The sequence below is a fragment of the Paracoccus simplex genome (assembly GCF_042648325.1).
GTDB classification, from domain to species: Bacteria; Pseudomonadota; Alphaproteobacteria; order Rhodobacterales; family Rhodobacteraceae; genus Paracoccus; species Paracoccus simplex.
In genome coordinates this window covers 1-24601 of record NZ_JBHRXE010000034.1, presented here as the reverse complement: position 1 = coordinate 24601, position 24601 = coordinate 1, and the positions used below count along the sequence as shown (strand labels likewise).

Annotated in this window: 22 protein-coding genes and 1 tRNA gene; 10 read left to right on the top strand and 13 right to left on the bottom strand. The window is 66.5% G+C overall.

Annotated elements, in window-relative coordinates; translation table 11 throughout:
* Positions 1-587: 587 nt before the first annotated feature.
* The 8 genes from ACFOMP_RS12295 to ACFOMP_RS12260 are packed head-to-tail and all read right to left on the bottom strand — an operon-like array spanning position 588 to position 7944.
* Complete coding sequence (locus ACFOMP_RS12295; RefSeq protein ID WP_379030955.1) at positions 588-1655, bottom strand: hypothetical protein; 1068 nt, start codon at positions 1653-1655, stop codon at positions 588-590.
* Between the two features lies 1 nt (position 1656).
* Positions 1657-2211, bottom strand: a complete 555-nt coding sequence (locus ACFOMP_RS12290; protein WP_379030952.1) for an HK97 family phage prohead protease — start codon at positions 2209-2211, stop codon at positions 1657-1659.
* Positions 2211-3446 (bottom strand): phage major capsid protein, encoded by a 1236-nt coding sequence (locus ACFOMP_RS12285; RefSeq protein ID WP_379030949.1) that lies wholly within the window; start codon positions 3444-3446, stop codon positions 2211-2213. The genes ACFOMP_RS12290 and ACFOMP_RS12285 overlap by 1 nt, the downstream gene beginning before the upstream one ends.
* 8 nt (positions 3447-3454) lie before the next feature.
* Complete coding sequence (locus ACFOMP_RS12280; RefSeq protein ID WP_379030946.1) at positions 3455-3793, bottom strand: HNH endonuclease; 339 nt, start codon at positions 3791-3793, stop codon at positions 3455-3457.
* Positions 3784-5460, bottom strand: a complete 1677-nt coding sequence (locus ACFOMP_RS12275) for a terminase large subunit domain-containing protein (RefSeq protein WP_379030943.1) — start codon at positions 5458-5460, stop codon at positions 3784-3786. Before ACFOMP_RS12275 ends, ACFOMP_RS12280 begins: the two co-directional genes overlap by 10 nt.
* Entirely contained in the window at positions 5457-6020 is a 564-nt protein-coding gene (locus ACFOMP_RS12270; RefSeq protein WP_379030940.1) for a head-tail connector protein, read from the bottom strand. The genes ACFOMP_RS12275 and ACFOMP_RS12270 overlap by 4 nt, the downstream gene beginning before the upstream one ends.
* A 44-nt stretch (positions 6021-6064) precedes the next feature.
* Complete coding sequence (locus ACFOMP_RS12265; RefSeq protein ID WP_379030937.1) at positions 6065-7423, bottom strand: AAA family ATPase; 1359 nt, start codon at positions 7421-7423, stop codon at positions 6065-6067.
* Positions 7420-7944 (bottom strand): hypothetical protein, encoded by a 525-nt coding sequence (locus ACFOMP_RS12260; RefSeq protein WP_379030934.1) that lies wholly within the window; start codon positions 7942-7944, stop codon positions 7420-7422. Before ACFOMP_RS12260 ends, ACFOMP_RS12265 begins: the two co-directional genes overlap by 4 nt.
* A 647-nt stretch (positions 7945-8591) precedes the next feature.
* Here ACFOMP_RS12260 and ccrA point away from each other — a divergent pair.
* From ccrA to ACFOMP_RS12245, 3 genes are all read left to right on the top strand, one after another.
* Positions 8592-9881 (top strand): crotonyl-CoA carboxylase/reductase, encoded by a 1290-nt coding sequence (ccrA, locus tag ACFOMP_RS12255; protein ID WP_289895006.1) that lies wholly within the window; start codon positions 8592-8594, stop codon positions 9879-9881.
* Positions 9882-10148: 267 nt separating this feature from the next.
* Entirely contained in the window at positions 10149-11510 is a 1362-nt protein-coding gene (gdhA, locus tag ACFOMP_RS12250; protein ID WP_289895005.1) for an NADP-specific glutamate dehydrogenase, read from the top strand.
* Positions 11511-11599: 89 nt separating this feature from the next.
* Positions 11600-12205 carry a gamma-glutamyl kinase gene (locus ACFOMP_RS12245; protein WP_379030929.1) on the top strand — a complete coding sequence of 202 codons (606 nt, stop codon included), beginning with the start codon at positions 11600-11602 and terminating at the stop codon, positions 12203-12205.
* Here the strand turns inward: ACFOMP_RS12245 and ACFOMP_RS12240 are convergent.
* Entirely contained in the window at positions 12193-12645 is a 453-nt protein-coding gene (locus ACFOMP_RS12240; RefSeq protein WP_019352157.1) for a type II toxin-antitoxin system RatA family toxin, read from the bottom strand. The genes ACFOMP_RS12245 and ACFOMP_RS12240 overlap by 13 nt on opposite strands.
* A gap of 52 nt (positions 12646-12697) precedes the next feature.
* On the opposite strand from ACFOMP_RS12240, the gene ACFOMP_RS12235 reads away from it, so the two are divergent.
* On the top strand, positions 12698-12886 hold the full coding sequence (locus tag ACFOMP_RS12235; protein ID WP_289895003.1) for a hypothetical protein: 189 nt from the start codon (positions 12698-12700) through the stop codon (positions 12884-12886).
* Positions 12887-13011: 125 nt separating this feature from the next.
* Here the strand turns inward: ACFOMP_RS12235 and ypfJ are convergent, their stop codons facing one another.
* Positions 13012-13863 (bottom strand): KPN_02809 family neutral zinc metallopeptidase, encoded by an 852-nt coding sequence (gene ypfJ / locus ACFOMP_RS12230; protein WP_289895944.1) that lies wholly within the window; start codon positions 13861-13863, stop codon positions 13012-13014.
* Between the two features lie 139 nt (positions 13864-14002).
* Between ypfJ and ACFOMP_RS12225 the strand changes: the two genes are divergently transcribed.
* The 4 genes from ACFOMP_RS12225 to ACFOMP_RS12210 all read left to right on the top strand — a co-directional run bounded on the left by ACFOMP_RS12225 (position 14003) and on the right by ACFOMP_RS12210 (position 19112).
* Complete coding sequence (locus ACFOMP_RS12225; protein WP_289895002.1) at positions 14003-14599, top strand: DedA family protein; 597 nt, start codon at positions 14003-14005, stop codon at positions 14597-14599.
* A gap of 53 nt (positions 14600-14652) precedes the next feature.
* A complete protein-coding gene (locus ACFOMP_RS12220) occupies positions 14653-15147 on the top strand; it encodes a disulfide bond formation protein B (protein ID WP_379030924.1) in 495 nt (164 codons plus the stop codon).
* A gap of 94 nt (positions 15148-15241) precedes the next feature.
* On the top strand, positions 15242-17986 hold the full coding sequence (gene gyrA, locus ACFOMP_RS12215) for a DNA gyrase subunit A (RefSeq protein WP_379030922.1): 2745 nt from the start codon (positions 15242-15244) through the stop codon (positions 17984-17986).
* Between the two features lie 55 nt (positions 17987-18041).
* Complete coding sequence (locus ACFOMP_RS12210; RefSeq protein ID WP_379030919.1) at positions 18042-19112, top strand: AI-2E family transporter; 1071 nt, start codon at positions 18042-18044, stop codon at positions 19110-19112.
* A 12-nt stretch (positions 19113-19124) separates the two neighbouring features.
* Here ACFOMP_RS12210 and ACFOMP_RS12205 read toward each other — a convergent pair whose 3' ends face one another.
* The 3 genes from ACFOMP_RS12205 to ACFOMP_RS12195 are packed head-to-tail and all read right to left on the bottom strand — an operon-like array spanning position 19125 to position 23813.
* Positions 19125-21611: a DUF3772 domain-containing protein gene (locus tag ACFOMP_RS12205; RefSeq protein WP_379030916.1), complete on the bottom strand. Its 2487-nt coding sequence runs from the start codon at positions 21609-21611 to the stop codon at positions 19125-19127.
* A gap of 8 nt (positions 21612-21619) precedes the next feature.
* Positions 21620-22651: a cysteine synthase A gene (locus tag ACFOMP_RS12200; protein WP_289894998.1), complete on the bottom strand. Its 1032-nt coding sequence runs from the start codon at positions 22649-22651 to the stop codon at positions 21620-21622.
* Positions 22652-22685: 34 nt separating this feature from the next.
* Positions 22686-23813 carry an NUDIX domain-containing protein gene (locus tag ACFOMP_RS12195; protein ID WP_289894997.1) on the bottom strand — a complete coding sequence of 376 codons (1128 nt, stop codon included), beginning with the start codon at positions 23811-23813 and terminating at the stop codon, positions 22686-22688.
* Positions 23814-23950: 137 nt separating this feature from the next.
* On the opposite strand from ACFOMP_RS12195, the gene ACFOMP_RS12190 reads away from it, so the two are divergent.
* Both ACFOMP_RS12190 and ACFOMP_RS12185 read left to right on the top strand, forming a co-directional pair.
* Positions 23951-24040, top strand: a tRNA-Ser gene (locus ACFOMP_RS12190).
* A 262-nt stretch (positions 24041-24302) separates the two neighbouring features.
* Entirely contained in the window at positions 24303-24539 is a 237-nt protein-coding gene (locus ACFOMP_RS12185; RefSeq protein WP_379030912.1) for an AbiTii domain-containing protein, read from the top strand.
* The last annotated feature ends 62 nt before the right edge of the window (positions 24540-24601 follow it).

Sequence of the window (24601 nt, the reverse complement as noted above, 5' to 3'; positions counted from 1 at the left end):
TCCCAGCTACCACCCTGGATTCGCGAGATGAATCCCTCACGCGATTTGTGCAACAGAGCCGGATGGCCTGATAAATCGCAACATCGCTGCGCACGGAGCATTCTTCTTGAATAATGGAAAAATCCAGGTTGAGCATTATTGGCAAGACTATGAGAGTCGGCAATGGCTTCACGTCGGACAGCCAGTTTCAAAGCGTTTGATCGAGGATGCTATCGCAGAAGCAGACTACTTGCTTCGCGAGGCTGTTATGATCCGAGACCGACTTCCCGGCGGGGATAGCCCAGCCGATGCTTACTGTAGCACCGAAGGCTTTAGAAAGTTGGCGCCTTGAATAGATCGGGCCGGGCGCGCAGATCCCCTGCGCCATCCCGGCCCTGGCCCCAGACGCGGGGCTGGCACATGCACGTGCCGCGTTGGCAGGCCCCGGTGTGACGCCGTGCCTGCCCGCGCCGCGCCCTCGGAGAAAGGGACTAAGGGCCGCGCCTTGACGGGGTTCTCGGCTGTCGGAGCCGGGCACTCGCCGTCTAATCCCAGATGCTTCGCGGTGAACAGATCACAAGCCCGCAGGCGCACCCCGCCTTATCTTGTCATTCCGCCCAGTCGATGAATTGCAGCGCGTCCTTGACGGTGGCCGCGTCCAGCCCGGCCTCTTTCGCCTGGGCCATGGCTTGCAGCATGGTCGCGACAGCCCGGGCCTTGCCGCCATGGTCATAGGCCTGCATCGGCCGCACCACGTCGATGGCGACGGTCGCGCCCAGCTTCTCGGCCGCTTCCTCGGCCATCAGGTTGGCGATGGGTTGCAGCACCAGCTGCGCCAGGTGGCGCTGCGCCTCGCGCACCAAGGGGCCGGTGGTGGCCGGGTTGGTCAGGCCGGGCAGGATGCCGAACACGTTGTAGATCTCGCCCTTGGCCTCGGTCAGCAGCTTGTCGGCCAGCGTCTTGTCGATCTGCGGGGAAAGCTGGTCTGGGGACTGGCCGATGTTCGGGTTCATGCCCGCCGCCGTCGCCTGCGCCACGCCCTCGATGACCAGCGCCGCGCCCCGGTTGCCCCGGAAGCTGCGCCGCATCAGCGCCATATCCTCGGCAGCACCCTCGGGGACGGGCACGATCTGCGAACCGATGGGCGCATCGCGGAACACATCGCGCAGGGCGGTGGTGATTTCGTCCAGGAGCGATGCCGACAGCTTCGCCCTTGCCAAGGGAGCAGTCCCGGCCCACGGGGTCACAGCATCGCAGCCGATGCGGAAGTGCAGCACCTCGCCCGCCAGCACGGTTTCCGAGCGCCCGCCGCCGACTTCGGGCAGGCCCACGCGATAGGCGCGGGGTTGGCCGTAGCGGGTGCTAATGTCCCAATCGGTGGCCGGGATCAGCCGGTCACGGATCAGGAACAGGCATTCGCCCCGCAGCGCCAGAGCGCGCGCGCAGAGCGCCATGGAGCGGCGATCCAGCAGATCGGTGCCGGTCACGTCCGCCAGCGACAGGCCGCTTTCCCAGAGGCTCACAGAGGCTTGCACGGCCCCGGTCAGTTCGGCCAGCCCCGAGCCGCCGCTGATCCACGCCTCGCGCGCCGCCATGAGCGCGCTTGTGTATCCGGGCTGCACAGCGCGGGTTTCGACAGGATCAGTTTTCCGCGTGAAAAATGACAGCAGGCCCATGTCACGCCCTCCAACGGTTGAGGGGGTGAACAGCACCCCTATAGGGTTGCCGGTCCTGATGGGTTTCCCATGCCCGCGCCTCGATCTGCGCCGAGGGATAGGCGGGCCGGGTGACTGCCGACAGCTCGAACAGCGCCGCGCGCGTGATGGTGCGCAGGATGCCCGCGCCGCGCCGCTCGATCCGCTCGCCGCCCTGATCCACGCGGAAACCCGGCGACAACCCACGGATCAACCCGCCTGCATGAGCCGCCAGAAAGTCCCGTGCCCATGTCGTGCCGTCCGCAATGCGCGCCTCGATCAGCAAGGCGTCGTCACCATCGGTCAGGGTCAGGTTGCCAGCAGATCTGCTGGCTAGCGGCCGGTTGTAATCGTGACCGGACAGCAGATGGATATCCTCGCCCGCCTCGATCCGGTCAGCGAAAGCCCGAGGGGCGATAACCTCGCGCCGCCCCGGTGCCAGCTCGGTTTGCGCACCATAGGGAAAGCGGGCGGTCAGGCGGGTTTCCCCGCCCTCGGCCCGGATCTCAAGCGCCCCGAGATTACCGCCCCAGAGCATCAGGGTTCCCCGATGCCGGTCAGGATGCGGGTTTGCAGGCCACGCGGCACGGTGAAATCGGCCGTGACCAGCGCGGTCAGGACCAGTTGGCCCGAGGCCGCTTTGGTGTAGGGGTCGCGGATCAGATCCACGCCGCCGTAGATGCCGAGATAGCCCGGTGCGATGCCCTGCACGGTCGCGGTCAGGATCGCGGTTTCGGCGGGGATGACATTGCTGATCGCCGGGCTGCCGATGTGCTTGGTCAGGCGGTCCCATTCCGAGACAGCGGTGCCGGTGATAAGCGCATCGTCCAGCTCGGCCCAGATCGACGGGCCAAAGCCCAGATTGACCTGGCTGGCCGAGGTGATCGCATTGGCCTGCATGAACGCCACGACCTGCGCCCGGAACGCCGCCCAGGACGCCGCTGCGCCAACGGGGGTCGAGGTGATGCCATAGGTCGCGGCGCCGGGGATGATGCCCAGAGGCTGGCCAGCCGCGCCGGTGCCGTTGATGACAACCCGGTCAAGCTCGGTTCCGATCACCGCGTTCAGGTCGCGCCGGATGGCCGATTCCAGCCCTTCGCCCGCCTGTTTCAGCGCCTTGCGGCTGATGACCATTTGCGCGCCGCCGGTCTGGTCGGGGTTCAGGCTGCGTTCGGTGGTCTGATAGGCCGAGGCCGCGCCGACATTGGCAAGCTCGGTGGTCTGCCAGCCGAACACGGCACCAGCGGTCGCCACCGGAAATTCCAGCTCGCCCGAGGTGATGTTGATGGACTGGACGCCGAGGCGCGATGCCACCGAAGCCGGAAACAGCCGGTCGATGACCGGGCGGATCGTCTTGGGGTTGATCTGGTCAGCCGCGACGGTTTCGCCAGCACGGGTTTCCAGAGCCGCCAGCGGCACCGGGACGCCCTGATAGCCGCCCTTGCTGCGCAGCTCGTCCACGACTTCCTTGGTCGCGCCCGACAGCGCCTTTCCCTCGTCCAGAGCCAGCGCCACCTGGCGCAGCTCGAACCGGCCCAGCAGCTCGGCATATTCACGATCCGAGCGGGTTTCCAGATCCGCCCCGGCCTCGCGCCGTTCGGTGTCCTCGGCAATCAGCGCCGCGCGGTAGCGGGTTTCGTTGGTGCGATATTCCTGATCCATGGTTTCCATGGAGCGGGTTTCGTCCTCGGTCGGGTTTTCCTTGCCGACCAGACCCGCCAGAGCCTGCCGGATTTCCGACTGGCGACGGGCGATTTTCACAGAATCCAGCATGTGATACCTCATGTTGCCGGGTTGGGATTTGTCGCCAGATCGGCAACAGCTTTCGCCCAGGCGGATCGCTCGGGCGTGATGATCGGCGCGGGGTGCCCGCACTCGATCCGGGTTTTCTTGGTGTGGCAGGAACTGCACCGGGTGGCGCAATTCGCCGGGTCAAAGGCCAGCTCGGGATTGCTGCGAACCGGCTTTACATGGTCGATTTCCAGCCGGCCGCGCCTGGTGCCGCAATCGACACAAGCCCAGCCGTCGCGTTCCAGCACGATCTGCCGCAGCACCTGCCAGCGTTTGGTTTTCAGGACGGGCCGAGAGAACCGCCGCCAATCGTCGCGCGTCACGCCCATTGCAGCCTCGCCTTGCGGATCGGTGCCGCCTTCATGCGCTGCCCCTGCGCCACCGCCAGCACGGTCGCCGCCGCAGCGTCGATGCGCCCAAGGCTGCGGCCCTTCGCCAGCTTGGCGTTCATGGCCGGGTCCAGCAGCACGATTGCGTCGGAGAAGGCCGAGCGCAGCAGCAGGGACGCCGTGCACTTCACCTCGCCGTCGAACAGCGCGCGCCGGAACCGCTCGATGTCCTCGGAGCCGTCTTTCCAGCCGAAGCCCCGCCAGATGAACGGGACGCGGGCCAGCCCGGCCTTTTCCATCGCCTCGATGAACTCGGCGTGGCGGAAGCGGTCGCCGCAGATGCAAGCCGGGGTGATGCCGTCCAGCTTCTTGACGATCTCGGCCAGCCACGGGCCGGGCGGAACCGTCGCATCGCCCATGACGGACAGCTCGCCGCGTTCCTGCATCTCGGTGTAGCGGTCGGAGACGCCATCAGCGGCCCCACGGTCGGCCAGAGACGGCGCGGCGGGGAAAGTGCCCAGAGCCTCAAGACGGCCTGTTTCCGGCCAGTAGAACGCAGCTGCCGACATGGAGCGAGAGCCGCCCAGATCCACGCCGAGGATGCACGGCCCTTCGCGCGGGGGAAGCTGGTCGGGGTTCACCTCGGCAGACAGCCATTCGTCCACCGTCACCAGGACGGAGCGATCTTCGCTAGAGCAACGCTCATTCCTGTTGAGATTGCGAAAGGACGTAAGCGCAGAGCCGCCCCGCGCGATTGCCCGCTTGGCTTGGGCCACCAGCCATTCGGGGGTGGAGCCGATGCCCTCGGGCGCGCCGGGGTTGGCTTGCAGCAGGCTTTCCAGATCGTCGGCAGGCAGGCCAAAGGCTGGCCGATGTTCCTGCACATAGGTGCCGGGCGGTGGTTCATCCAGCCAGCGGGAAAAGGTGTTCGCGTCGTCAGGTGCCGAGGTCGAGATAATCAGCGCCCGCCCGTCGCGCTTGCCGAGGCCCGAGAGGATCGCGTTTTCGAGGTTGTCGCCCTTCTCGCGTTCCCAAGCCGCCCGTTCGTCCATCAGGGCCAGCGTCGGAGCGCCGCCGAGAATGGACTTGCCATCTGCCGCGATACAGCGCGCCAGCCCGCCGCCGTTGCCGCTGTATTCGACTTCCAGCTTGGAGCCGCGCCGGATCAGGAATTGCTCTTGCTCGTCCTCGGGCAGCCCCTCGATGAAGCCGACCAGGAACTGGAACGCGGTCTTGGCCTGATCGCGGTTCCGGGCGGCAAACAGGATCTCGCGCTTGGGCTGATCGTCCCAGATACCCTTGAGCGCGCCGAGCGCCAGCCCCGCCGACAGCGCGGTCTTGGCATTGCCCCGGCCAATGGAGAGGCAGGCCACCATGACGCCATCCGCCAGCGCGCCGCGCACGAAACGCCTCTGGAACTCGGCCAGCCGCAGCGGCTCACCGGCCTTTTTCCCTTCCGGAATTTTCAGGGTTTCCAGGAACTGGATCGCCAGATCGGCCTTTTCGGGGGTCGGGAAAGAGAGCGGAACACTCCGCCGCCGGTCCACCGTCCGAACCGAAGTCTCGGGATTGGGACCATCACAGAGGCCCACAGAGGCCGCAGGAGCCGCCTTCCGCTTGCCCTTGGGGGTGGATACCCTCGCGCCCTTGCGCCCGTCCTGCGTCATGCCACGGCCACCCTGCGGTGACGCGCTGCGATGCGGGACGCGGCCAGCGATAGCCCCTGCTTGCCATCCTCGGCCCCGCGCTGATCATAGAACGCCGCCGCCTGGTCGTTGATCGCGTGTTGCAGATCCTCGGGGATGCTGGCCGCAGCCGAGCCGAAGCCTGCCGGATAGGTCACGACAAGCGACGTGCCGTCCATGAACTGCCGATCGGTCAGGTGCAGCACGGGATAGCGCCCGGCATCCACCCACCAGCCTTGCGGCCAGGAGATAAGCGAACCATCCGCCTCACGGGTCTGCACGGTGATCGGGTGATCGTCCAGCGCCACCACGTCCAGCGGGCCAATGGGCAGAGGAACCACGCATCCCCATTCGGTCATGGTGACGGTGATGATCTGGGTCATCAGCGCCAGCGCGCAATGCGCCTCGATCTCGCGCGCCGCCGTCCGGGCCATCAGCACCAGATCCGGGTCGTCGTCATCGAACGACACGCGGGCGTGCAGCTTCACATCGTCCAGGATGAACGGATCGTCGGTCGAGAGGGGCGTGCGGGTGATGTGCATGGAAACAGTATATCCTAGTTGCGAATCATTCTCAACTGAAGCTCTCATGTCCATGCCTCCGGGTGGAAGGCGTCGGGATCAGGCAGCCGAGAAGCTGGGCTATGTTCCTGTCCGGGGTCTGCGTTCCCTGCGTTCCCGCTCTTATAGAGCGCGGGAACGGTGGGAACGGTGGCTTGACCTGCGTTCCCGGTGTTCCGGGGAACGGTCTGGGAACGGTGGGAACGCTCGTCGCCAGCAACGACACGCCAGGCATAGCCGTCCACAATCCGCACCTGTTCCTTGTCTTGCAGGCGGGTCTTGGCCTTGTGGAACGCGGTCCTCTTGCTCGTCGGGCTATCACCAGCGGAAAGCGAATGGCGGTCGCACATCTCGCGCCAGTTCTCCAGCGACACGACCTCCCGGTTGGCCGGGAACATATCGCTGAGCATCACCTTGCCGTGCAGCGCGATTGCGTCGGACAGGGCTTGCAGGGCGATCTTGTCGGAGCCGGTCAGCTTCACGCGCTTGGCCGGGGCCTCGGTCGCCTCCACCACGGCGGACGTCACCTTGTCGCCGTCCTCGTCATGGCCGAGGAACACGCCCTTGAGCCGATAGGCGAACACGCCGTCACAAGGCATATCCCGCTGCTTGCGCGCCTCGGCCGTCACCACGTCGTCGGTGCGGGTCAGCTCGATCTCGGTATCGACAGCGGCCCGCAGGCTGCCAGAGCCTCGCGCGCCCTTGCTGGCGTCCTTGCCGCTGTGGTGAATCACCATGATATGCGCCCCGGTCGCCTCGCGCAGCAGGTCAATACTCTTGATGAACATGCCCATGTCCTTGGCGGTGTTCTCGTCACCCGCCCCCATCGTGCGGGCCAGCGTGTCCACCACGATCAGGCTGGGCATCTGGTCGAAGTCCTCGCGGATCGCGTCGATCAGATAGCTGGCATCCTCGGACGTGCAGAGATCCAGCGGTGCCGACAGCAGGCAGAAATCGCCGTTTTCCTCGATCCGCTCCATCAGTTCGGGCTTGGCCCGGCGCATGGCCTCGATCCGGTTGTTGATCCCGCTGCCACCCTCGCAGGCGACATAGATCACCGGCCCGGCCCACTTCTCGCCGGTCGGAACGCGGCTGCCGTGCCATTCCTCGCCCGCTGCGACATGCAAGGCCAGGTCCAGGGCAAAGAACGTCTTGCCGACGTTGCTTTCGCCGTAGATCACGCTGGATGCGCCACGGTCGAGCCAGCCCTTGACCAGATAGCGGGATTTCAGCACCGGCTTGATCTTGTGCAGCGGGCGAATTGCGCCCGACAGATCCAGCGCGCGGCCAGCCAGGTTAGGGTTGAAGCGCGGCCCGGCCGCCTGCATGTGCTTGCGGTCCAAGTTGGCCATCTCCGAGAAATCGTTGCGCTGCATCACCGTCATGCCGCAGCCCTCCCGGTGATGTAGGTCAGGAACGCCTCTTTGTCGGTGCGCGACAGGCGACGATAGCAGGCCAGCATGTAAGCCTTGCGCTCGGGCGTCGTGGCGCCGTCGGCCCACCAGCCCGCTTCCTCCATCACGTCGATGTTGAACGACTTGGGCCAGCCGGGGCGGATCTGGTCGAGGATGGTTTCGAGGAACAGCACCCGGTCCTCGGGGTCACAGGACAGCACCGCCTCGATGATACGGCTTGCGCCGGCCTGGCGCTTTACGTTAGAATCGAACCATTCCCAAAAGTTTTCGACTTTGACCTCGGTTGCGCCCGCCAGCGCACCGGGGTTTTCTTTTGCAGCCGCCGCGTTCGACGGAATGGCAGGGGTATCAGGTTCACGGGGTGTTCCCGGTTTGTCTTGATACTTTTTTCGATCTAACGCGCTGCTTTCGCTGCAGAGTCGATTGGATTGAAAATCCGCGTGTCGGCGGTTCAAATCCGTCTCCGGGCACCATTTATCAGCATTATTCACTGCTTTCCTTGCTGTTTACCAGCTAGGCCCAGGCACTTTCGGTCGCATTGATCGAAGATGTTGCCGTGCCCCGGCGCTGTCGTGGGCCAGCTTTGGCAGAACATCGCACGAGCTTCGGCACGAAAATTTCGGCGTGGCTGTCAGTAGCGGTTTCGGCTCCGATGTCTCCGCCGCAGACCAGCACGGGCTGGAGGTCACAGCCTTGCCGCAGCCGGCATGAAGCTGCCCGACCAGGACGATCCGGCCAGAGCTGTCATCGACCCCGGGTTGCTGGGTTTGGACCCGAGGTCAGCCGGCCAATTCACCGAGAGCTTCGAATCGCGGCTGGCGGGCTATGCTGTCAGCGCTGGCCGATCCGGGTGGAGTGCACCGTCCGGCCGCATCAGGGCCCATCGGGCCGGCTTTTTTCCGCAGCCTGTCAATGCCCACCTAGCCGATTTCCCGGCGGGTCGGCTGGCTTGGCGGCCTGGCACGAGCCCTGCCGCATCGCGGCACGAAGGAAATAGAAACGACAGAAAATTACAATTTCTGTTCAATGGATGTTGCATTATTGCGCGTAGATTCGTAAAACCAGCCACACAACCCGCGCTGATTCTGCGCCGCGGCGGAGGCCTCGGTTCAAGGAAGCGGCAAGAAAGGACTCTGAGATGGCCCTGGACCAACCGACCCCGATCGCGCCCTATGACGCACCGGAAAAGGACCTTTACGAGATCGGCGAGATGCCGCCCCTGGGCTATGTGCCCAAGCAGATGTACGCTTGGGCCATCCGCCGCGAACGCCATGGCGAACCCGACAAGGCCATGCAGATCGAGGTGGTCGAGACCCCGCCGATCGACAGCAACGAGGTGCTGGTGCTGGTGATGGCGGCCGGCGTCAACTACAACGGCATCTGGGCCGGCCTCGGCGTGCCGATCAGCCCCTTCGACGGCCACGGCGCCCCTTATCACATCGCGGGCTCCGACGCCTCGGGCATCGTCTGGGCGGTGGGCGACAAGGTCAAGAACTGGAAGGTCGGGGATGAGGTCGTCATCCATTGCAACCAGGACGACGGCAACGACGAGGAATGCAACGGCGGCGACCCGATGTATTCGCCCAGCCAGCGCATCTGGGGCTACGAAACGCCGGATGGCAGCTTCGCCCAGTTCACCCGGGTGCAGGCCCAGCAGCTGATGAAGCGGCCGCGCCACCTGACCTGGGAGGAATCGGCCTGCTACACGCTGACGCTGGCCACCGCCTATCGCATGCTGTTCGGGCACGAGCCGCATGAGCTGAAGCCGGGCATGAACGTGCTGGTCTGGGGCGCCTCGGGCGGCTTGGGCAGCTTCGCCATCCAGCTGATCAACGCGGCGGGCGCGAACGCCATCGGCGTCATCAGCGACGAGGACAAGCGCGAATTCGTCATGTCGCTGGGCGCCAAGGGCGTGATCAACCGCAAGGACTTCAAGTGCTGGGGGCAGCTGCCCACGGTGAACACCCCCGAATACAAGGAGTGGTTCGCCGAGGCGCGCAAGTTCGGCAAGGCGATCTGGGACATCACCGGCAAGGGCAACAACGTGGATATCGTCTTCGAGCATCCCGGCGAGGCGACCTTCCCGGTCTCGACCCTGGTCTGCAAGAAGGGCGGCATGGTGGTGATCTGCGCCGGCACCTCGGGCTTCAACTGCACCTTCGACGTGCGCTACATGTGGATGCACCAGAAGCGCCTGCAAGGCAGCCATTTCGCGCATCTGAAGCAGGCGAGCGCCGCGAACAAGCTGATGCTGGAACGCCGCATCGACCCTTGCATGTCCGAGGTCTTCCCCTGGGCGGAGATCCCGCAGGCGCATCTGAAAATGCTGCGCAACCAGCACAAGCCCGGCAACATGGCGGTGCTGGTGCAGTCGCCGGTCACCGGCCTGCGCACCTTTGAGGACGCGCTGGAGACGGGGCGCCGCTGACCCCGGCCCCCGGCGCATATGGGCCGCCCGGCGCGAGGAGGCGTCGGGCGGTCCTTTCGTCTGCGCAAAGGCCGGAAAAGCCTGCTGCTCTGTCAACAGGCAGAATAAAATTGCCTTAGCACTTGATGTTCTTGGATTTCCGGCAGCGCCAGCAAAGCATTCCGCCGAAAACATCGGCATTTTGCCCAAATATTACCCTGACCCCATTCAAAATGCCTGAACCTTGGGCTAAGGAGCCCTCCGACCCCAAGGGAAGGATTCCGCGACATGCCGCAGATCGATGACAAGCTGGCCCCCATCTATGAGGAAGTGGTCCGCCGCAACGCCGGCGAGCCCGAGTTTCATCAGGCCGTCCGCGAAGTGCTGGAAAGCCTGGGCCGGGTGGTCGCCAAGCGCCCGGACTATCTCGAAGACGCGCTGATCGAGCGCATCTGCGAGCCCGAGCGCCAGATCATCTTCCGCGTGCCGTGGACCGATGACAAGGGCCGGGTGCAGATCAATCGCGGCTTCCGGGTGCAGTTCTCCTCGGCCATGGGCCCTTACAAGGGTGGGCTGCGCTTCCACCCTTCGGTGAATGTCGGGATCATCAAGTTCCTCGGCTTCGAGCAGATCTTCAAGAACGCGCTGACCGGCCTGCCCATCGGCGGCGGCAAGGGCGGCTCGGACTTCGATCCCAAAGGGCGCTCGGACGGCGAGATCATGCGCTTCTGCCAAAGCTTCATGACCGAGCTTTACCGCCATCTGGGCGAATATACCGACGTGCCGGCGGGCGATATCGGCGTCGGCGCGCGCGAGATCGGTTACATGTTCGGCCAGTACAAGCGCCTGACCAACCGCTACGAGGCCGGCGTGCTGACCGGCAAGGGGCTGTTCTATGGCGGCTCGCTGGCCCGGAAAGAGGCGACCGGCTACGGCAACACCTATTTCACCCAGGCCATGCTGCAGACCGGCGGCAGCGATTTCGACGGCAAGCGCGTCGTCGTCTCGGGCTCGGGCAATGTCGCCGTCTACACCATCGAGAAGGTGCAGGAATTCGGCGGCAAGGTGCTGGCCTGCTCGGACAGCTCGGGCTATGTCGTGGACGAGGGCGGCATCGACCTTGATCTCCTCAAGGAAATCAAGGAGGTGCGGCGCGGCCGCATCTCGCAATACCTGCGGATGAAGGGCGAGGGCAACGGCGCCTATTTCGTGAAGTCCGGCGAAGGCTCGATCTGGGACGTGGCCTGCGACGTCGCCATGCCCTCGGCCACCCAGAACGAGCTGACCGGCAAGGATGCCAAGAAGCTGGTGGCGAACGGCGTGACGGCAGTCGGCGAGGGCGCGAACATGCCCTGCACCCCCGAGGCTATCCGCGCCTTCCAGCAGGCCGGCGTCAAGTTCGGCCCCGGCAAGGCGGCGAATGCCGGCGGCGTCGCCACCTCGGCGCTGGAGATGCAGCAGAACGCCTCGCGCGACCGCTGGTCCTTCGAGAAGACCGAGGCGAAGCTGGCCGAGATCATGCGCGACATCCATGACAGCTGCTACAGCACCGCCGAGGAATTCGGCGCCCCCGGCGATTACGTGATCGGCGCCAATATCGCCGGCTTCATCCGCGTCGCCGAGCCGATGCGCGCCTTCGGCGTGATCTGAGCCCTGCGCGGGCCGGCGATCCCGGCCCGCCTTGCCAGTCCCGGACCGGACCGCTAAGGCGCGGGGATGGTTTTCACGGGTCGTCCTGCATGCTGATCTTCGTCAAGCCCCGCATCGTGCTGCTGTCGGTTCCCAAGACCGGCACCACCGCACTGGAAGAAGCGCTTTCGCCGCAGGCCGAGATCGCCTTTCGCGCGCGGGCCGAGATCAAGCACCTGAACCTGCGGCAGTATCTCAACCGCATCCGGCCGCTGCTGTCCCCGCTGGGCGGGCCGGAGTTCCAGACCGTGGCGGTGGTGCGCGAGCCGCTGGACTGGCTGCGCAGCTGGTATCGCTTCCGCGCCCGCGATCGCCTGATCGGCCATGCCAACAGCACCGCCCATGTCAGCTTCGAAACCTTCGTCCGGAACTACCTGCGCCCGGGCGACCGGCCCGATTATGCCCGGCTGGGCCGACAGTCGGAATTCCTGACCGACAACGCGGGCGGCATCGCCGTCGACCATGTCTTCCGCTACGAGGCGATGCCGGCGCTGGTCGCCTTCCTGTCGGAACGGCTGGGCAGCGCCGTCGACCTGCCGCGCCGCAACGTCTCGCCGCAGGCCGCGACCGACCTTGCGCCCGAGACCGAGACGCGGCTGCGCGCGGAACTGGCGCCGGAATACGCGATCTGGCAGGCGGCGCGTCAGGCGCCGTAAAGCGCGCGGGCCCGATCCTCGAAGGCGCGGACGATGCGCGACATGGCCTCGCCGAACACCACGCCGATCACCTTGCCCAGAATGGCGTTTCGGAACTCGAAATCCACGAAGAACTCGACCCTGCAGCCGCCTTCCGGCAGGTCGGCGAAGCTCCAGCCGCTGCGCAGATACTTGAACGGCCCGTCGAGATATTCGGTGTCGATCCGCTTCGTCTCGGGCCACAGCGTCACGCGCGAGCCGAAGCGCTCGCGGAAGACCTTGAAGCTGATGACCAGGTCCGCCTCGACCACCTCGCTGCCCGACGCGCCGGGCCGGCGCGACCGGATGCGGGCGGCGGTGTTCCAGGGCAGGAACTGGGGATAGCTTTCAATATCCGCCACCAACGCATACATCTGGTCGGCGGTATAGGGCAGGATGCGGCTGTCGCTGTGCTGGGGCAAGGAATCGTCCGGGGCCGTTCGTTTCGGGCAGCACTAGCAAAGGAAAGGGGCGATGAACAACCTCATCTGGCTGATCCGGGCTTCGCGCTGGGCCCGCAACCCGCCGAAGGCCCGCACCGTCAAGCTGGTGCTGGCGGTGATCGCGCTGGGTCTGCTGCTGGCCGGGCTCGAGCATTTCGGATTCTGGCCGGACTGGGCGACCATGGACCGGCCGCGCGGTCTGCACCTGCAGCGCCCGTAAGACCGCCCGCCGCCCCTTCACCGTTTCCCAAATACCCCCGCAACCGCGCCATCAGGCGCAGCGGCCAGGCTGCTTCGTTCCGCACGCACTCATGCGGCCGCGCCATCCGCGCCGTCGCGGCCGGCCTAGATCCCGGCCGCCTTGAACGTGTCGCATTGCCCCATCTGCCCCGAGGAAAAGCCGCGCTTGAACCAGGTCTGCCGCTCGGCGGCCGAGCCATGGGTGAAGGCGTCCGGCATCGGCGCACGGCCGGCCTTTTCCATCAGCGTGTCGTCACCCACCGCGGCGGCGGCATTGATCGCCTCGTCGATGTCGCCATCGTCGATGCTGTTGAACTGCTGGCTGGCATGGCGGGCCCAGACGCCGGCGAAGCAGTCAGCCTGCAGCTCGGTCAGCACCGAGATGCGGTTCGCCGTCACCTGGTCGCTTTGCTGACGGGCCTGCATGGTCTGGCCCAGGATCCCCAGCAGGTTCTGCACATGGTGCCCGACCTCATGCGCGATGACATAGGCAAAGGCGAAATCGCCGCCCGCGCCCATTCGCCCGCTCATGGTGCGGAAGAAATCGGTGTCCAGATAGACGGCGCGGTCGTTCGGGCAATAGAACGGCCCCATGGCCGATTGCGCCGTGCCGCAGGCCGAGCTGTCGATGCCGGAAAACATCACCAGCGTCGGATCGGCGTAATCCACCCCGGCCTGCTCGGGCAGGACGCCGGCCCAGACCTCCTCGGTATCGGCCAGCACCACCGAGACGAACTGGCCGATCTCCTGCTCTTCCTGGGTCAGCTCGCGCGGCTGGCCCTGCTGCTGGCCGCCATTGTCGATGGTCCCGACCAGGGGCGAGATATCGATGCCGAAGAAATAGCCCACCGCCAGCACCACCAGCACGCCGACGATCCCCATGCCGCCCGCACCCGCCCGGCCGATGCCGCGCCGGTCCTCGACGTTCCTGCTGCCGCGTCTGCCCCGCCATTCCATCGCCACCTCCCCCGCCGGCAACCGCGTCGGCCCGGCCCTCATGCCAGATTTATCCAAAGCCCGGCCCGGCGCAACACCGACGGAGGCTTGACAGTTCCGGTCCCAGCCCGCAGCACGGGCCGAAACGATGGGGGCAGGCATGTTCGACTGGGTGGTTTCGACGATCGAAAGCTGGGGCTATCTCGGCGTGCTGATGCTGATGGTGGCCGAGAACGTCTTTCCGCCCATCCCGTCCGAGGTCATCATGCCGCTGGCCGGCTTCCTGGCCGGCAGCGGCCGCTTGTCGCTGACCATGACCATTCTCGTCGGCACGCTGGGCTCGGTGCTGGGCACGCTGATGTGGTATTACATCGGCCTCTGGTTCGGCGAGGAGCGGCTGAAACGCTTCGCCGCCCGCCATGGCCGGCTGCTGACGCTCTCGCCCTCGGATATCGACGCGGCGCATGACTGGTTCCAGCGTCACGGCGCCATGGCGGTTTTCTTCGGCCGCATGATCCCGGCGATCCGCACGCTGATCTCGGTTCCCGCCGGGCTGGCGCGCATGCCGATGTGGAAATTCCTGCTCTATACCGTGATCGGCAGCGCGCTCTGGACCGGGGTGCTGACCTTCGCCGGGTTGCTGCTGCATGAAAACTACGCGCTGGTCGCGGATTGGGTCGATCCGCTGTCCAAGCTGGTGGTGATCGCCGTGGTGGCGATCTATCTTTACCGCGTCGTCACCTGGAAGCCGCATTGAGTTCACGCGATTGGCACTTGCCGGCCGCCGCACGCGGCCCTAACCGGAGGCCCATGAACGGATTTTCGAGCAAGCACATCGCCGTGACCGCCGCCGCGGGCTCCGCCGCGCTGCTGGCCGCGGCGCTGATCTTCCAGAGCCTCGGCTATGCGCCCTGCGAGCTCTGCATCCTGCAACGCTGGCCGCATCTGGCCGCCGCCGTCATCGGCGGGCTGATCTGGTTCTTCGGCTGGAAGCGCTGGCTGGCGGCGCTGGGGCTGATCGCGGCGCTTTGCGCCACCGGCCTTGCCATCTATCACGCCGGCGTCGAACTGAAGCTGTGGTTGGGGCCGCAGCATTGCTCGGGCGGCGTGTCGGGGCTGGCCGCCATGTCCACGCAGGATCTGATGGCCGCGCTGGAACAGGCCCCGGTGGTCCGCTGCGACGAGGTGGCCTGGAGCCTGTTCGGCATCTCGATGGCGGGCTGGAACGCCATCCTGTCGGCCGGGCTTGCGGCGCTGTGGCTCGCCTCGGTCCGCGGCCGCCGGCGCGAGGCCGGGCTGGCCTGAGGACGGATTTCCCGCCACGCCCCGGCCCGTCAAGATTGCACCCAAGGCGGGTATGGGATAGACCCATGCCCAACAAGATCTTGAGGTTTCCCCCGTGGCTGACATCCCTGAAAACGACGACGATACCCCCGAGAACGGCGGATCGGAGCGCGCCGTGATGCATCACGACGGCCCGGTGATCGACATCTCGCACGAGATGCGTTCCTCCTATCTCGACTATGCCATGTCGGTCATCGTCAGCCGGGCGATTCCCGACCTGCGCGACGGGCTGAAGCCGGTGCATCGCCGCGTGCTCTTTGCCATGCACGAGACCGGCAACACCCATGACAAGCCATATCGCAAATCGGCCCGCCCGGTCGGCGACACCATGGGTAAATATCACCCGCATGGCGACGCCTCGATCTACGACGCGCTGGTGCGGATGGCGCAGCCCTTCTCGATGTCGCTGCCGCTGCTGGACGGCCAGGGCAACTTCGGCAGCATGGACGGCGACAACCCGGCGGCCATGCGCTACACCGAGGTGCGGATGGACAAGCCCTCGGCCTATCTGCTGATGGATATCGACAAGGACACCGTCGATTTCCAGGACAACTATGACGGCAAGGACCGCGAGCCGACCGTCCTGCCGGCCCGCTTCCCGAACATGCTGGTCAACGGCGCCGGCGGCATCGCCGTCGGCATGGCCACCAATATTCCGCCGCACAATCTGGGCGAGGTGGTGGACGCCACGCTGGCACTGATCGACAACCCGGACCTGCCGACCGAGCGGCTGCTGGAGATCGTGCCTGGCCCGGACTTCCCGACCGGCGGCATCATCCTGGGCCGCTCGGGCGCCCGCAAGGCCTATCTGGAAGGGCGCGGCAGCATCATCGTGCGCGCCAAGACCCGGATCGAGGAGACCCGCGCCGGCCGCCAGGCGATCATCCTGGACGAGATCCCCTATCAGGTGAACAAGGCCAGCCTGATCGAGAAGATCGCCGAGCTTGCCAAGGAAAAGCGCATCGAGGGCATCGCCCATGTGCAGGACGAATCCGACCGCGTCGGCGTGCGGGTGGTGATCGAGCTGAAGCGCGACGCCACCGCCGAGGTGGTGCTGAACCAGCTGTTCCGCTTTACCCCCATGCAGACTAGCTTCGGCGCCAACATGCTGGCGTTGAACGGCGGTCGGCCCGAACAGTTGACGCTGCGCGACTTCCTGACGCATTTCATCGCCTTCCGCGAGGAGGTCGTCGCCCGCCGCACCGCCTATGAGTTGCGCAAGGCACGCGAACGCGCGCATGTGCTCTGCGGCCTCGCCGTGGCCGTCTCGAACGTGGACGAGGTGGTGGCGACGATCCGCAGCTCGGCCGACGCCGCCGAGGCGCGGGCGCGGCTGATGGAGCGGCGCTGGCCGGCGCATGAGATCGTCGAATACCTGCGGCTGATTGACGACCCGCTGCACCCGGTCAACGAGGACGGCACCTACAACCTGTCCGAGACCCAGGCCCGCGCCATCCTGGAACTGCGCCTGCAGCGCCTGACCCAACTGGGCGTGCAAGAGGTCACCGACGAGCTCAAGACGCTGGCCGATGCCATCCGCGAATTCCTGGCCATCCTCGCCTCGCGCGAACGGATCATGGGCATCATCTCGAACGAGCTGACCGAGGTGAGAACCCAGTTCGCCGTGCCGCGCCGGACCGAGATCACCGATTGGGCCGGCGATCTGGATGACGAGGACCTGATCGAGCGCGAGGACATGGTGGTCACCATCACCTCGGGCGGCTATATCAAGCGCACCGCGCTGGCCGAGTTCCGGTCGCAGCGCCGCGGCGGCAAGGGCCTGTCCGGCATGGCGACCAAAGAGGACGACGTGGTGACGACCCTGTTCGTCGCCAACACCCATACCGAGCTGCTGTTCTTCACCACCGACGGCATGGTCTATCGGATGAAGACCTGGCGGCTGCCCCTGGGCGGGCGCACCGCCAAGGGCAAGGCCATCGTCAACATCCTGCCGATCCATCCCGGCGTTTCCATCGCCGCGCTGATGCCGGTCGATGCGCCGCAAAGCGAATGGGACGACTACCAGGTGGTCTTTGCAACCTCGGAAGGCGACGTGCGCCGCAACGCGCTCTCGGATTTCGCCAATGTCATGCGCAACGGCAAGATCGCCATGAAGCTGCCTGAAGGGGTCGAGCTGATCGGCGCCCGCATGGCGACCGGGAATGACGACGTGATGCTGGTCACCGCCGCCGGCCGGGCGATCCGCTTCCCGACCACCGACGTGCGGGTGTTCAAGGGCCGCGATTCGACCGGGGTGCGCGGCATCCGGCTGGTGAACGACGGCGACAAGGTGGTCAGCATGTCGGTGATCCGGCATTTCGAGGCCGGGTCCGAGGAACGCGCCGCCTATCTGAAGATGCGCCGCGCCGTGGCCGGCGCGCTGGATGACGGCGCCGAGGAGGACGAGGACGAGGATGCCGTGGCCGAAACCGCGATCTCGCAGGAGCGCTATGCCGAGATGTCGGCGGCCGAGGAGCTGATCCTGACCATCACCGCCAAGGGTGCCGGCAAGATCAGCTCCAGCTTCGACTATCCGTTGCGCGGCCGCGGCGGCCAGGGCGTCATGGCCATGGACAAGGCGATGCGCGGCGGACCGCTGGTCGCCAGCTTCCCGGTCGAGGGCGACGACCAGATCATGCTGGCGACCTCGACCGGCCAGTCGATCCGGGTGCCGGTGGACGGCATCAGCTTCCGCTCGCGCTCGGCCGGCGGGGTGCGGGTCTTCCACACCGCGCCCGGCGAGGAAGTGGTTTCTGTTGCCCGCATCGCCGAGAATGGCGAGGATGAGGCCGAGGAATGAGCCGCCGGGGCACCCTGCCCCGGCCGCGCCTTGCCGGCAAACCGAGGGGATGTGATTGAACAGCCATGACTCGCAGCTGAGCGAGCGGTTGCGGACCGGCTTCCTGGGCGTCATCGCCTTCGGCCTGATCCTGTTCCTGCTGGTTCAGGCCCGTTTCATCCTGATCTGTCTGGCCTTCGCCATCATCATCTTCTCGCTGACCAGCGATGCGATCTCGGCCTTTGCGCGGCTCAAGGTGCCGAACTGGCTGGCGACGACGCTGGCGCTGATCGCCATCGCCATCGGCCTGCTCTGGGCGGCAACGGCGGTAGTGGCGCAGGTGAACGAGGTGGTCTCGACCGCCATCGCCTATGCCGACCGGGCGCAGGCGGTGCTGTCCAGCCTCAGCCAGCGCTGGGGCCCCGGCGCGCAAGAGGCCATCGCCACCTTCACGGGCAATATCGACGTCGCCGGCTGGCTGCGCTCGGCCGCGGCGCAGGCCTCGAACCTGATCTCGGGCTCGGTGCTGATCCTGACCTTCGTCGGCTTCATGTTCAGCGAGCGGATCTGGTTCCCGGTCAAGATCGAGCGGTTGACCGGCGACCCCGACCGCGCCCGGCAGGTGCTGGGCACGGTGCATGTCATCATGCGCCGGGTGAACCGCTATCTGGTGGTCAAGGCCGGGATCAGCGCCGTCACCGCCGCGCTGATCTGGGCGATCTTCCGGCTGGCCGGGCTGGAGCTGGCCGGGGCGATCGCCATGCTGACCTTCATTCTGAATTTCATCCCGACGCTGGGCTCGATCATCGCCACGGTCATCGCCATCGTCCTGGTTCTGGCGCAGACCGGCGATCCGACGCTGACGCTGACCTTGGGCGGTTTGATCACGGCGGTGCAGTTCGTGGTCGGCAATGTCTTCGACCCGATGCTGCTGGGCCAGACGCTGCGGCTGTCCTCGTTCGGGATCGTGTTGTCGCTGGCCTTCTGGGGCGTGGTCTGGGGCATCGCCGGCACCTTTCTGGCGGTGCCGATCATGGTGGCGGTGATGATCGTCTGCGCGCAGATCCCCTGGTTGCGCCCGGTCGCCATCCTGCTGTCGCAGGAGGGCCTGCCAGAGCAGGAACCGTCCAGCGGGTTGCGCCGCTAGCCGCCGCTTGCCTCAGGCCTGATGCGGCGGCACGGGCCGGGGGGCGGCCTCGGGCGCGGTTTCGTCCTCGCCCTCACCCTCACCCACGGTCTTGTCCTCGCCCTCGCTCTTGTGCAGGAAGATGTCCTGTGCGATGCGCACACTGCCGGGCAGCACGATCCCCGCCGCCGCGAAGCGTTCAAGGATCTGGTGGTTGATCTCGGACACCACCGAGGCGCCGCCGTTGATGTCCGACAGCATGGCGCGCAGTTCGAAATTCTGGCCGGTCGGGGCAATGCTGCGCAGCAGCACCGCGGGGGCGGGGTTGACCAGCACCGTCGGCTGATCCTCGGCGATTTCGCGCAGCAGATCGCTGACCAGCCGGCTGTCGGTCGCCACGGTTACCGTCACCGGCACGATGATCCGCCCGACCAGGCTGCCGCGCGTCCAGTTGGTCACCGGCTGGGTGATCAGGTTCGAGTTCGGAACGATCACCTGGGTGCGGTCGAAGGTCTCGATCTGGGTGGCGCGCACCGCCATCTTGCGCACCGTGCCCTGCTGGCCGCCGACCTCGATCCAGTCGCCGACCGCGATCGGCCGCTCGACCAGCAGGATGATGCCCGAGACGAAGTTCGACACCACCTGCTGCATGCCGAAACCGATGCCGACCGACAGCGCACCCGCGACGAAGGCCAGCGAGGTCAGGTCGATCCCCGCCGAGGTGACGGCAAAGACCGCCGCCAGCGCCACCCCGACATAGCCGATCATCGACGAGACCGCATTCTGCCCGCCCGCATCCATCCGGGTCTTGGGCAGGATCGAGCTGCGGAAGGCGCCCTGCACGAAACTGGTCAGAGAATAGCCGACCGCGAAGACGATCAGGAAGGTCAGGATGGCCATGGGCGACAGCCGCACGCCGCCGAAGGCAAAGCCCTGCTGCGCCTTGGTCCAGGCCTCGGCCAGGTCGCTGACCCGCGCGCCCCAGATCAGCGCGAACAGCGGCAGCGACAGCAAGATCAGCGCGAAGCCGACCAGCACCGGCATCAGCGCGTCCCGCGCCGACTGGTCGCCGCCCTTGGCCATGGCATAGAAATCGGCGATGAAATCCTGCAGGATGATCAGTAGCCCGACCAGCGCCAGCGTCAGAACCGCGGCCCAAAGCAGCGCATTCCCCGCCGTCACATAGCCCGCCGCCGCCAGAACCGGCGTCACCAGCGCCAGAAGCCGGCCGGCCATGGCCAGAAAGTTCACCACGCGGATGCGGTAATCCGGCGTCTCGGAAGCCTCGTTCGGGCGCAGGCCGCGCAGCACGTTGCAAAGCTGGAACAGGCAGAAGGCGCCGAACAGCACCAGCAGGAGGTGCCAGACCCCGGCCGAGGCCTCGCTGAGCCTTTCGGGGACGGTGCCGGTGTCGTTCTGGCTGTGAAAGCCGGACAGCGGCAGGATGGTGCGGGCGAAAAGCTGGTGCAGCGCCAGGGCCGAGGCCAGCAGCGTGGCGCGGAACTGCGCCTTGGCGCGGCGCTCGGCGCTCATCGGCAGGGGCGGCTGCACGCCGGTGTCGGGGGCCGGGAACAGCCCGCGCGCCAGCCAGATGCCGCCGAAGAAGGACAGCCCCGCCGCCGGCACCGAGCGCAAGAGCGGCAGGCCCCAGTCGTCGAACAGGTCGGTCGCGCCCAAGGCCGCCGCGAACAGGATCACCCCGATCAGCGGAATGGCGATCTGGCCCAGCGAGACCCCGAAGATCAGCGCCGCCCGCGACCGCTCGCTGGCCCGCGCCGACAGCCGCGACGGCAACGAGTCGATCCAGTGCCGACCGCGCGACAGCAGCAGCAGCGCCACCAGCAGGAAGCCCGCGATGGCCGGCAGCCGCGCGGTGAAGCCAGTCATGCCGCCGGTGCTGTCCCAGCGGTCACGCGCCTCGGCATAGATCTTGCCGGCGACCTGGCCGGCCTCGGCCATGGCCGGCGGCCAGTTCGCCGGATTCAGCGGCGAGGGCGTCTTGCGGATCAGCGCAAAGGTCTGGCGGGCGCGCAGTGTCTGGTCGATCTGGGTGACGATGCCATCGGCGCGGCCATGCGATTCCACCGCCTGCAGCCCCGGCGCCTGCAGGGTCGAGAGTTGTTCGTTCAACTCCTTGCGACGGGCGGCGATGTCTTCGGATTCCGTCTGCCCCTCGGTCGGCGCCGGGCCAAGTGCGGCGATCTGGTCCTTGAGCGTGGCGATGCGGGTGGCGTTGATGCCCTGCGCCTCCTTGAAGCGCTCGCGCCATTTCACCACCTCGTCGCGGATGGTCTGCAGCCGCGCATCATTGGCCGAGCCGGATTCCAGGATCTGCTCGGCCTGTTCGGCCAGCTTGTTCCAGGCGTCGTAATCCGGTGCCTGCGGATCCTGGGCCAGGGCCGGCCGCGCCAGCCCCAGCGACAAGGCCAGCAGCAGCACGACGGCGACCGTCGCGAAGCGGGACAGCAGGGCATGGCGGGGCGCGCGGCGGGCCTGGGGCCGGGGCGGGGCAGAAGGCATGGGCCGGTTCAGTCCTCGTAGACTTCGGGCAGATCGGCAGGCTTGCGGGCCAGCCATTCCGGCACCGGCAGGCCCTTGGCCCGCAGGAATTCCGGGTTGAAGAGCTTGGTCTGGTAACGCGTGCCATAATCGCAAAGCACCGTCACGATGGTGTGACCGGGGCCCATGTCCTTGGCCATGCGGATGGCGCCGGCGACGTTCACCCCCGACGAGCCGCCCAGGCAAAGCCCTTCCCGCTCCAGCAGGTCGAAGATCACCGGCAGCGCCTCGGCATCCGGGATGCGATAGGCGAAATCCGGCGTGAAGCCTTCCAGGTTGGCGGTGATCCGACCCTGGCCGATGCCCTCGGTGATCGACGAGCCGGGGCTGTCGAAGACGCCCTCGGTATAGAAGCTGTAAAGCGCCGCGCCCTCCGGGTCGGCCAGGCCGATCTTGACGCCCTTGGGTTGCAGCGCCATGGCGACCCCCGCCAGCGTCCCGCCCGAGCCGACCGCGCAGACGAAGCCGTCCACCCGGCCGCCGGTCTGTTCCCAGATCTCGGGGCCGGTGGTCTCCAGATGCGCCTGCCGGTTGGCGACATTGTCGAACTGGTTGGCCCAGATGGCGCCGTTCGGCTCGGTCCGCGCCAGTTCCTCGGCCAGGCGGCCGGAATAGCGCACGTAATTGTTGGGGTTCTTGTAGGGCTGCGCGGGCACCTCGACCAGCTCGGCGCCGGCCAGCCGCAGCATATCCTTTTTTTCCTGGCTCTGCGTCTCGGGAATGACGATGACCGAGCGGAAGCCCATCGAGGCGCCGACCAGTGCCAGGCCGATGCCGGTATTGCCGGCCGTGCCCTCGACGATGGTGCCGCCGGGCTTCAGCTCGCCCCGTTCCACCGCGTCCTTGATGATGTAGAGCGCGGCCCGGTCCTTGACCGATTGGCCCGGATTCATGAACTCGGCCTTGCCCAGGATCTCGCAGCCGGTTTCTTCCGAGGCCCGGCGCAGCCGGATCAGAGGGGTGTTTCCGATGGCAGAGGCAAGATCGGGGCAGATGCGCATGGGCTTGGCCTTTCGCAGGATGTTCCCGCCCGGTTTACACGCCGCCGGTCGACGGCGGCAACCCCGGACGGTCCAACCGGCCCGGATCCGCCGCGCCGGGCATCGCCGCGTCCAGGCTCTGCCGGATCTCGGCATGTCGCAGCTCCAGCCACAACGCCAGGTTCAACAGCGGGCCGTTGCGGATCTCGCCCGCCAGCGCCATCCGCGTCAGCTCGGCCCGCGGGATCAGGTGCGAGCGGATGTCCTCGTCCTCGGTCGCGAGCCCGCCGAGGCCGGCGCTGTCGTCGGGCAGATCGGCGATGCCGACATAAAGATAGAGGTATTCCGCCATCGCCCCGGGGCTGGGATAGTTGTGCGGTGCCGGGATCAGCCGCGTCAGAGCGATGCCCGTCTCCTCGACCGCCTCGCGCCGGGCGGCCTGTTCCGGGGTCTCGCCGGCATCGACGCGGCCGGCCACCGTCTCGTAGAGCCAGGGCTGGGCATCGCCGCGCGCCAGCGGCCCGGCGCGCAGCTGGTCGATCAGCATGACCCGGTCGCGCACCGGATCCCAGGGCAGCACCACCGTCGCATCGCCCGAGACGAAGACGGCGCGCAACAGCGGCGGGGTCCAATCGCCGTCGTTGCGGCGCTGGCTCAGCCGGATCTCCTCCATCGAGAAATACGCGGAATAGGGCTCCTCGACCGAATCGATGCGGGTACGAGGCGAGCCGGCCGGCCCGACATGCGGCAGGCCGGGATTTTCGCCCGCGGCACGCTGGCGCGAGGCGACCCAGGTGGCGATCATCGGCAAGCGCCGGCGCAGATCCCCGGCAGGGCGCGATGCAGGCAGGCGCAGCAGCCATGCCGCCAGCGCCGCGGCCAGCGCCGGCTGCCATTCGTCCGCCTCCGCGGCGGGTTCGCCCAGGCCCAGCAGCGCCCGGCCATCATGGTCCTGCGGCTCCAGGCCGAAGATCTCGGCATAGCGGCGCAGCGCCGGGGTCCAGCCGGTCTGCCAGACCGGCAGCATCCGGTCGCCGGCCAGCAACCGCGGCCAGCCCTGCGGGGCGATGCCCGCCATCCCGCCGCCCTGCAGCGCGCCCAGGACCGGCGCGGCCTCGACGGCCTGCGGGGCGAGTTGGGCGCGCATCAGCGGATGGGCGATGGGCCCGATCAGCAGGGGCATGACGGCGCCCCCTGCCCCCGGTTTTGCGCGCCTGCTGCCATGATCCACCTCGCAAGAAAATTTTCGCGGTTTTCGCGCGAAGCCCCTTGCGCTTCAACCCCCGCCCGTCTAAATCCCCGCCACCACCCAGAAAGCGCGGAGAGGTGCCGGAGTGGTCGAACGGGGCGGTCTCGAAAACCGTTGAGCCTTCACGGGTTCCGTGGGTTCGAATCCCACCCTCTCCGCCACTTACCATTGATTTCATTGAATAACTTGGCGATTTCAGCAGTCTTTGCATGTTGTTTTGCATGTCTGGGAAACGGCTAGAAACGCCCGCTGCGACCGGCTGAACGCTCACGAAACTGTGAACACTGACGGCTGCATGCGCGGTCATCCAGTCGCTCATTGGACAGCATTTGGGTGGGCTGGACATACCTTCCAAGTCCAACCATCTTAGCCTTAACACGGCGCTAATGAGAAATTGGCATTGCGCGGCCAGAGGAGAAACATATGGGGCTGCTGAGAGACCTACAAAAGTCGCTTATGAATGGCGAAGATATTGGCCCAATTCTGCTAAAACTACGATACTTGGCGTCAAGATTAGGCAGCGACCCTCTTGCTGAATGGGTTAAATACGAATCCGAAGGATACCCGAATAGCGCTGAAATTCCTGACTATAGAGTTATCGGCGTTTCTTACCAAGGAACTTTTAGCGGCCCATTCGGTAGCGGAATTAGGTCATGTTGACAAATGGCGGATCCAGAGGCGGATCGATGTGATGTCGATGAAGCCCAAGAAGCTCTCCGCGG

What these genes read in the sequence shown, in the direction of transcription:
- ACFOMP_RS12295 (WP_379030955.1), bottom strand. Translation starts at nt 1,655, where the DNA reads ATGGGCCTGCTGTCATTTTTCACGCGGAAAACTGATCCTGTCGAAACC.
- ACFOMP_RS12290 (WP_379030952.1), bottom strand. Translation starts at nt 2,211, where the DNA reads ATGCTCTGGGGCGGTAATCTCGGGGCGCTTGAGATCCGGGCCGAGGGC.
- ACFOMP_RS12285 (WP_379030949.1), bottom strand. Translation starts at nt 3,446, where the DNA reads ATGCTGGATTCTGTGAAAATCGCCCGTCGCCAGTCGGAAATCCGGCAG.
- ACFOMP_RS12280 (WP_379030946.1), bottom strand. Translation starts at nt 3,793, where the DNA reads ATGGGCGTGACGCGCGACGATTGGCGGCGGTTCTCTCGGCCCGTCCTG.
- ACFOMP_RS12275 (WP_379030943.1), bottom strand. Translation starts at nt 5,460, where the DNA reads ATGACGCAGGACGGGCGCAAGGGCGCGAGGGTATCCACCCCCAAGGGC.
- ACFOMP_RS12270 (WP_379030940.1), bottom strand. Translation starts at nt 6,020, where the DNA reads ATGCACATCACCCGCACGCCCCTCTCGACCGACGATCCGTTCATCCTG.
- ACFOMP_RS12265 (WP_379030937.1), bottom strand. Translation starts at nt 7,423, where the DNA reads ATGACGGTGATGCAGCGCAACGATTTCTCGGAGATGGCCAACTTGGAC.
- ccrA (WP_289895006.1), top strand. Translation starts at nt 8,592, where the DNA reads ATGGCCCTGGACCAACCGACCCCGATCGCGCCCTATGACGCACCGGAA.
- gdhA (WP_289895005.1), top strand. Translation starts at nt 10,149, where the DNA reads ATGCCGCAGATCGATGACAAGCTGGCCCCCATCTATGAGGAAGTGGTC.
- ACFOMP_RS12245 (WP_379030929.1), top strand. Translation starts at nt 11,600, where the DNA reads ATGCTGATCTTCGTCAAGCCCCGCATCGTGCTGCTGTCGGTTCCCAAG.
- ACFOMP_RS12235 (WP_289895003.1), top strand. Translation starts at nt 12,698, where the DNA reads ATGAACAACCTCATCTGGCTGATCCGGGCTTCGCGCTGGGCCCGCAAC.
- ypfJ (WP_289895944.1), bottom strand. Translation starts at nt 13,863, where the DNA reads ATGGAATGGCGGGGCAGACGCGGCAGCAGGAACGTCGAGGACCGGCGC.
- ACFOMP_RS12225 (WP_289895002.1), top strand. Translation starts at nt 14,003, where the DNA reads ATGTTCGACTGGGTGGTTTCGACGATCGAAAGCTGGGGCTATCTCGGC.
- ACFOMP_RS12220 (WP_379030924.1), top strand. Translation starts at nt 14,653, where the DNA reads ATGAACGGATTTTCGAGCAAGCACATCGCCGTGACCGCCGCCGCGGGC.
- ACFOMP_RS12205 (WP_379030916.1), bottom strand. Translation starts at nt 21,611, where the DNA reads ATGCCTTCTGCCCCGCCCCGGCCCCAGGCCCGCCGCGCGCCCCGCCAT.
- ACFOMP_RS12200 (WP_289894998.1), bottom strand. Translation starts at nt 22,651, where the DNA reads ATGCGCATCTGCCCCGATCTTGCCTCTGCCATCGGAAACACCCCTCTG.
- ACFOMP_RS12195 (WP_289894997.1), bottom strand. Translation starts at nt 23,813, where the DNA reads ATGCCCCTGCTGATCGGGCCCATCGCCCATCCGCTGATGCGCGCCCAA.
- ACFOMP_RS12185 (WP_379030912.1), top strand. Translation starts at nt 24,303, where the DNA reads ATGGGGCTGCTGAGAGACCTACAAAAGTCGCTTATGAATGGCGAAGAT.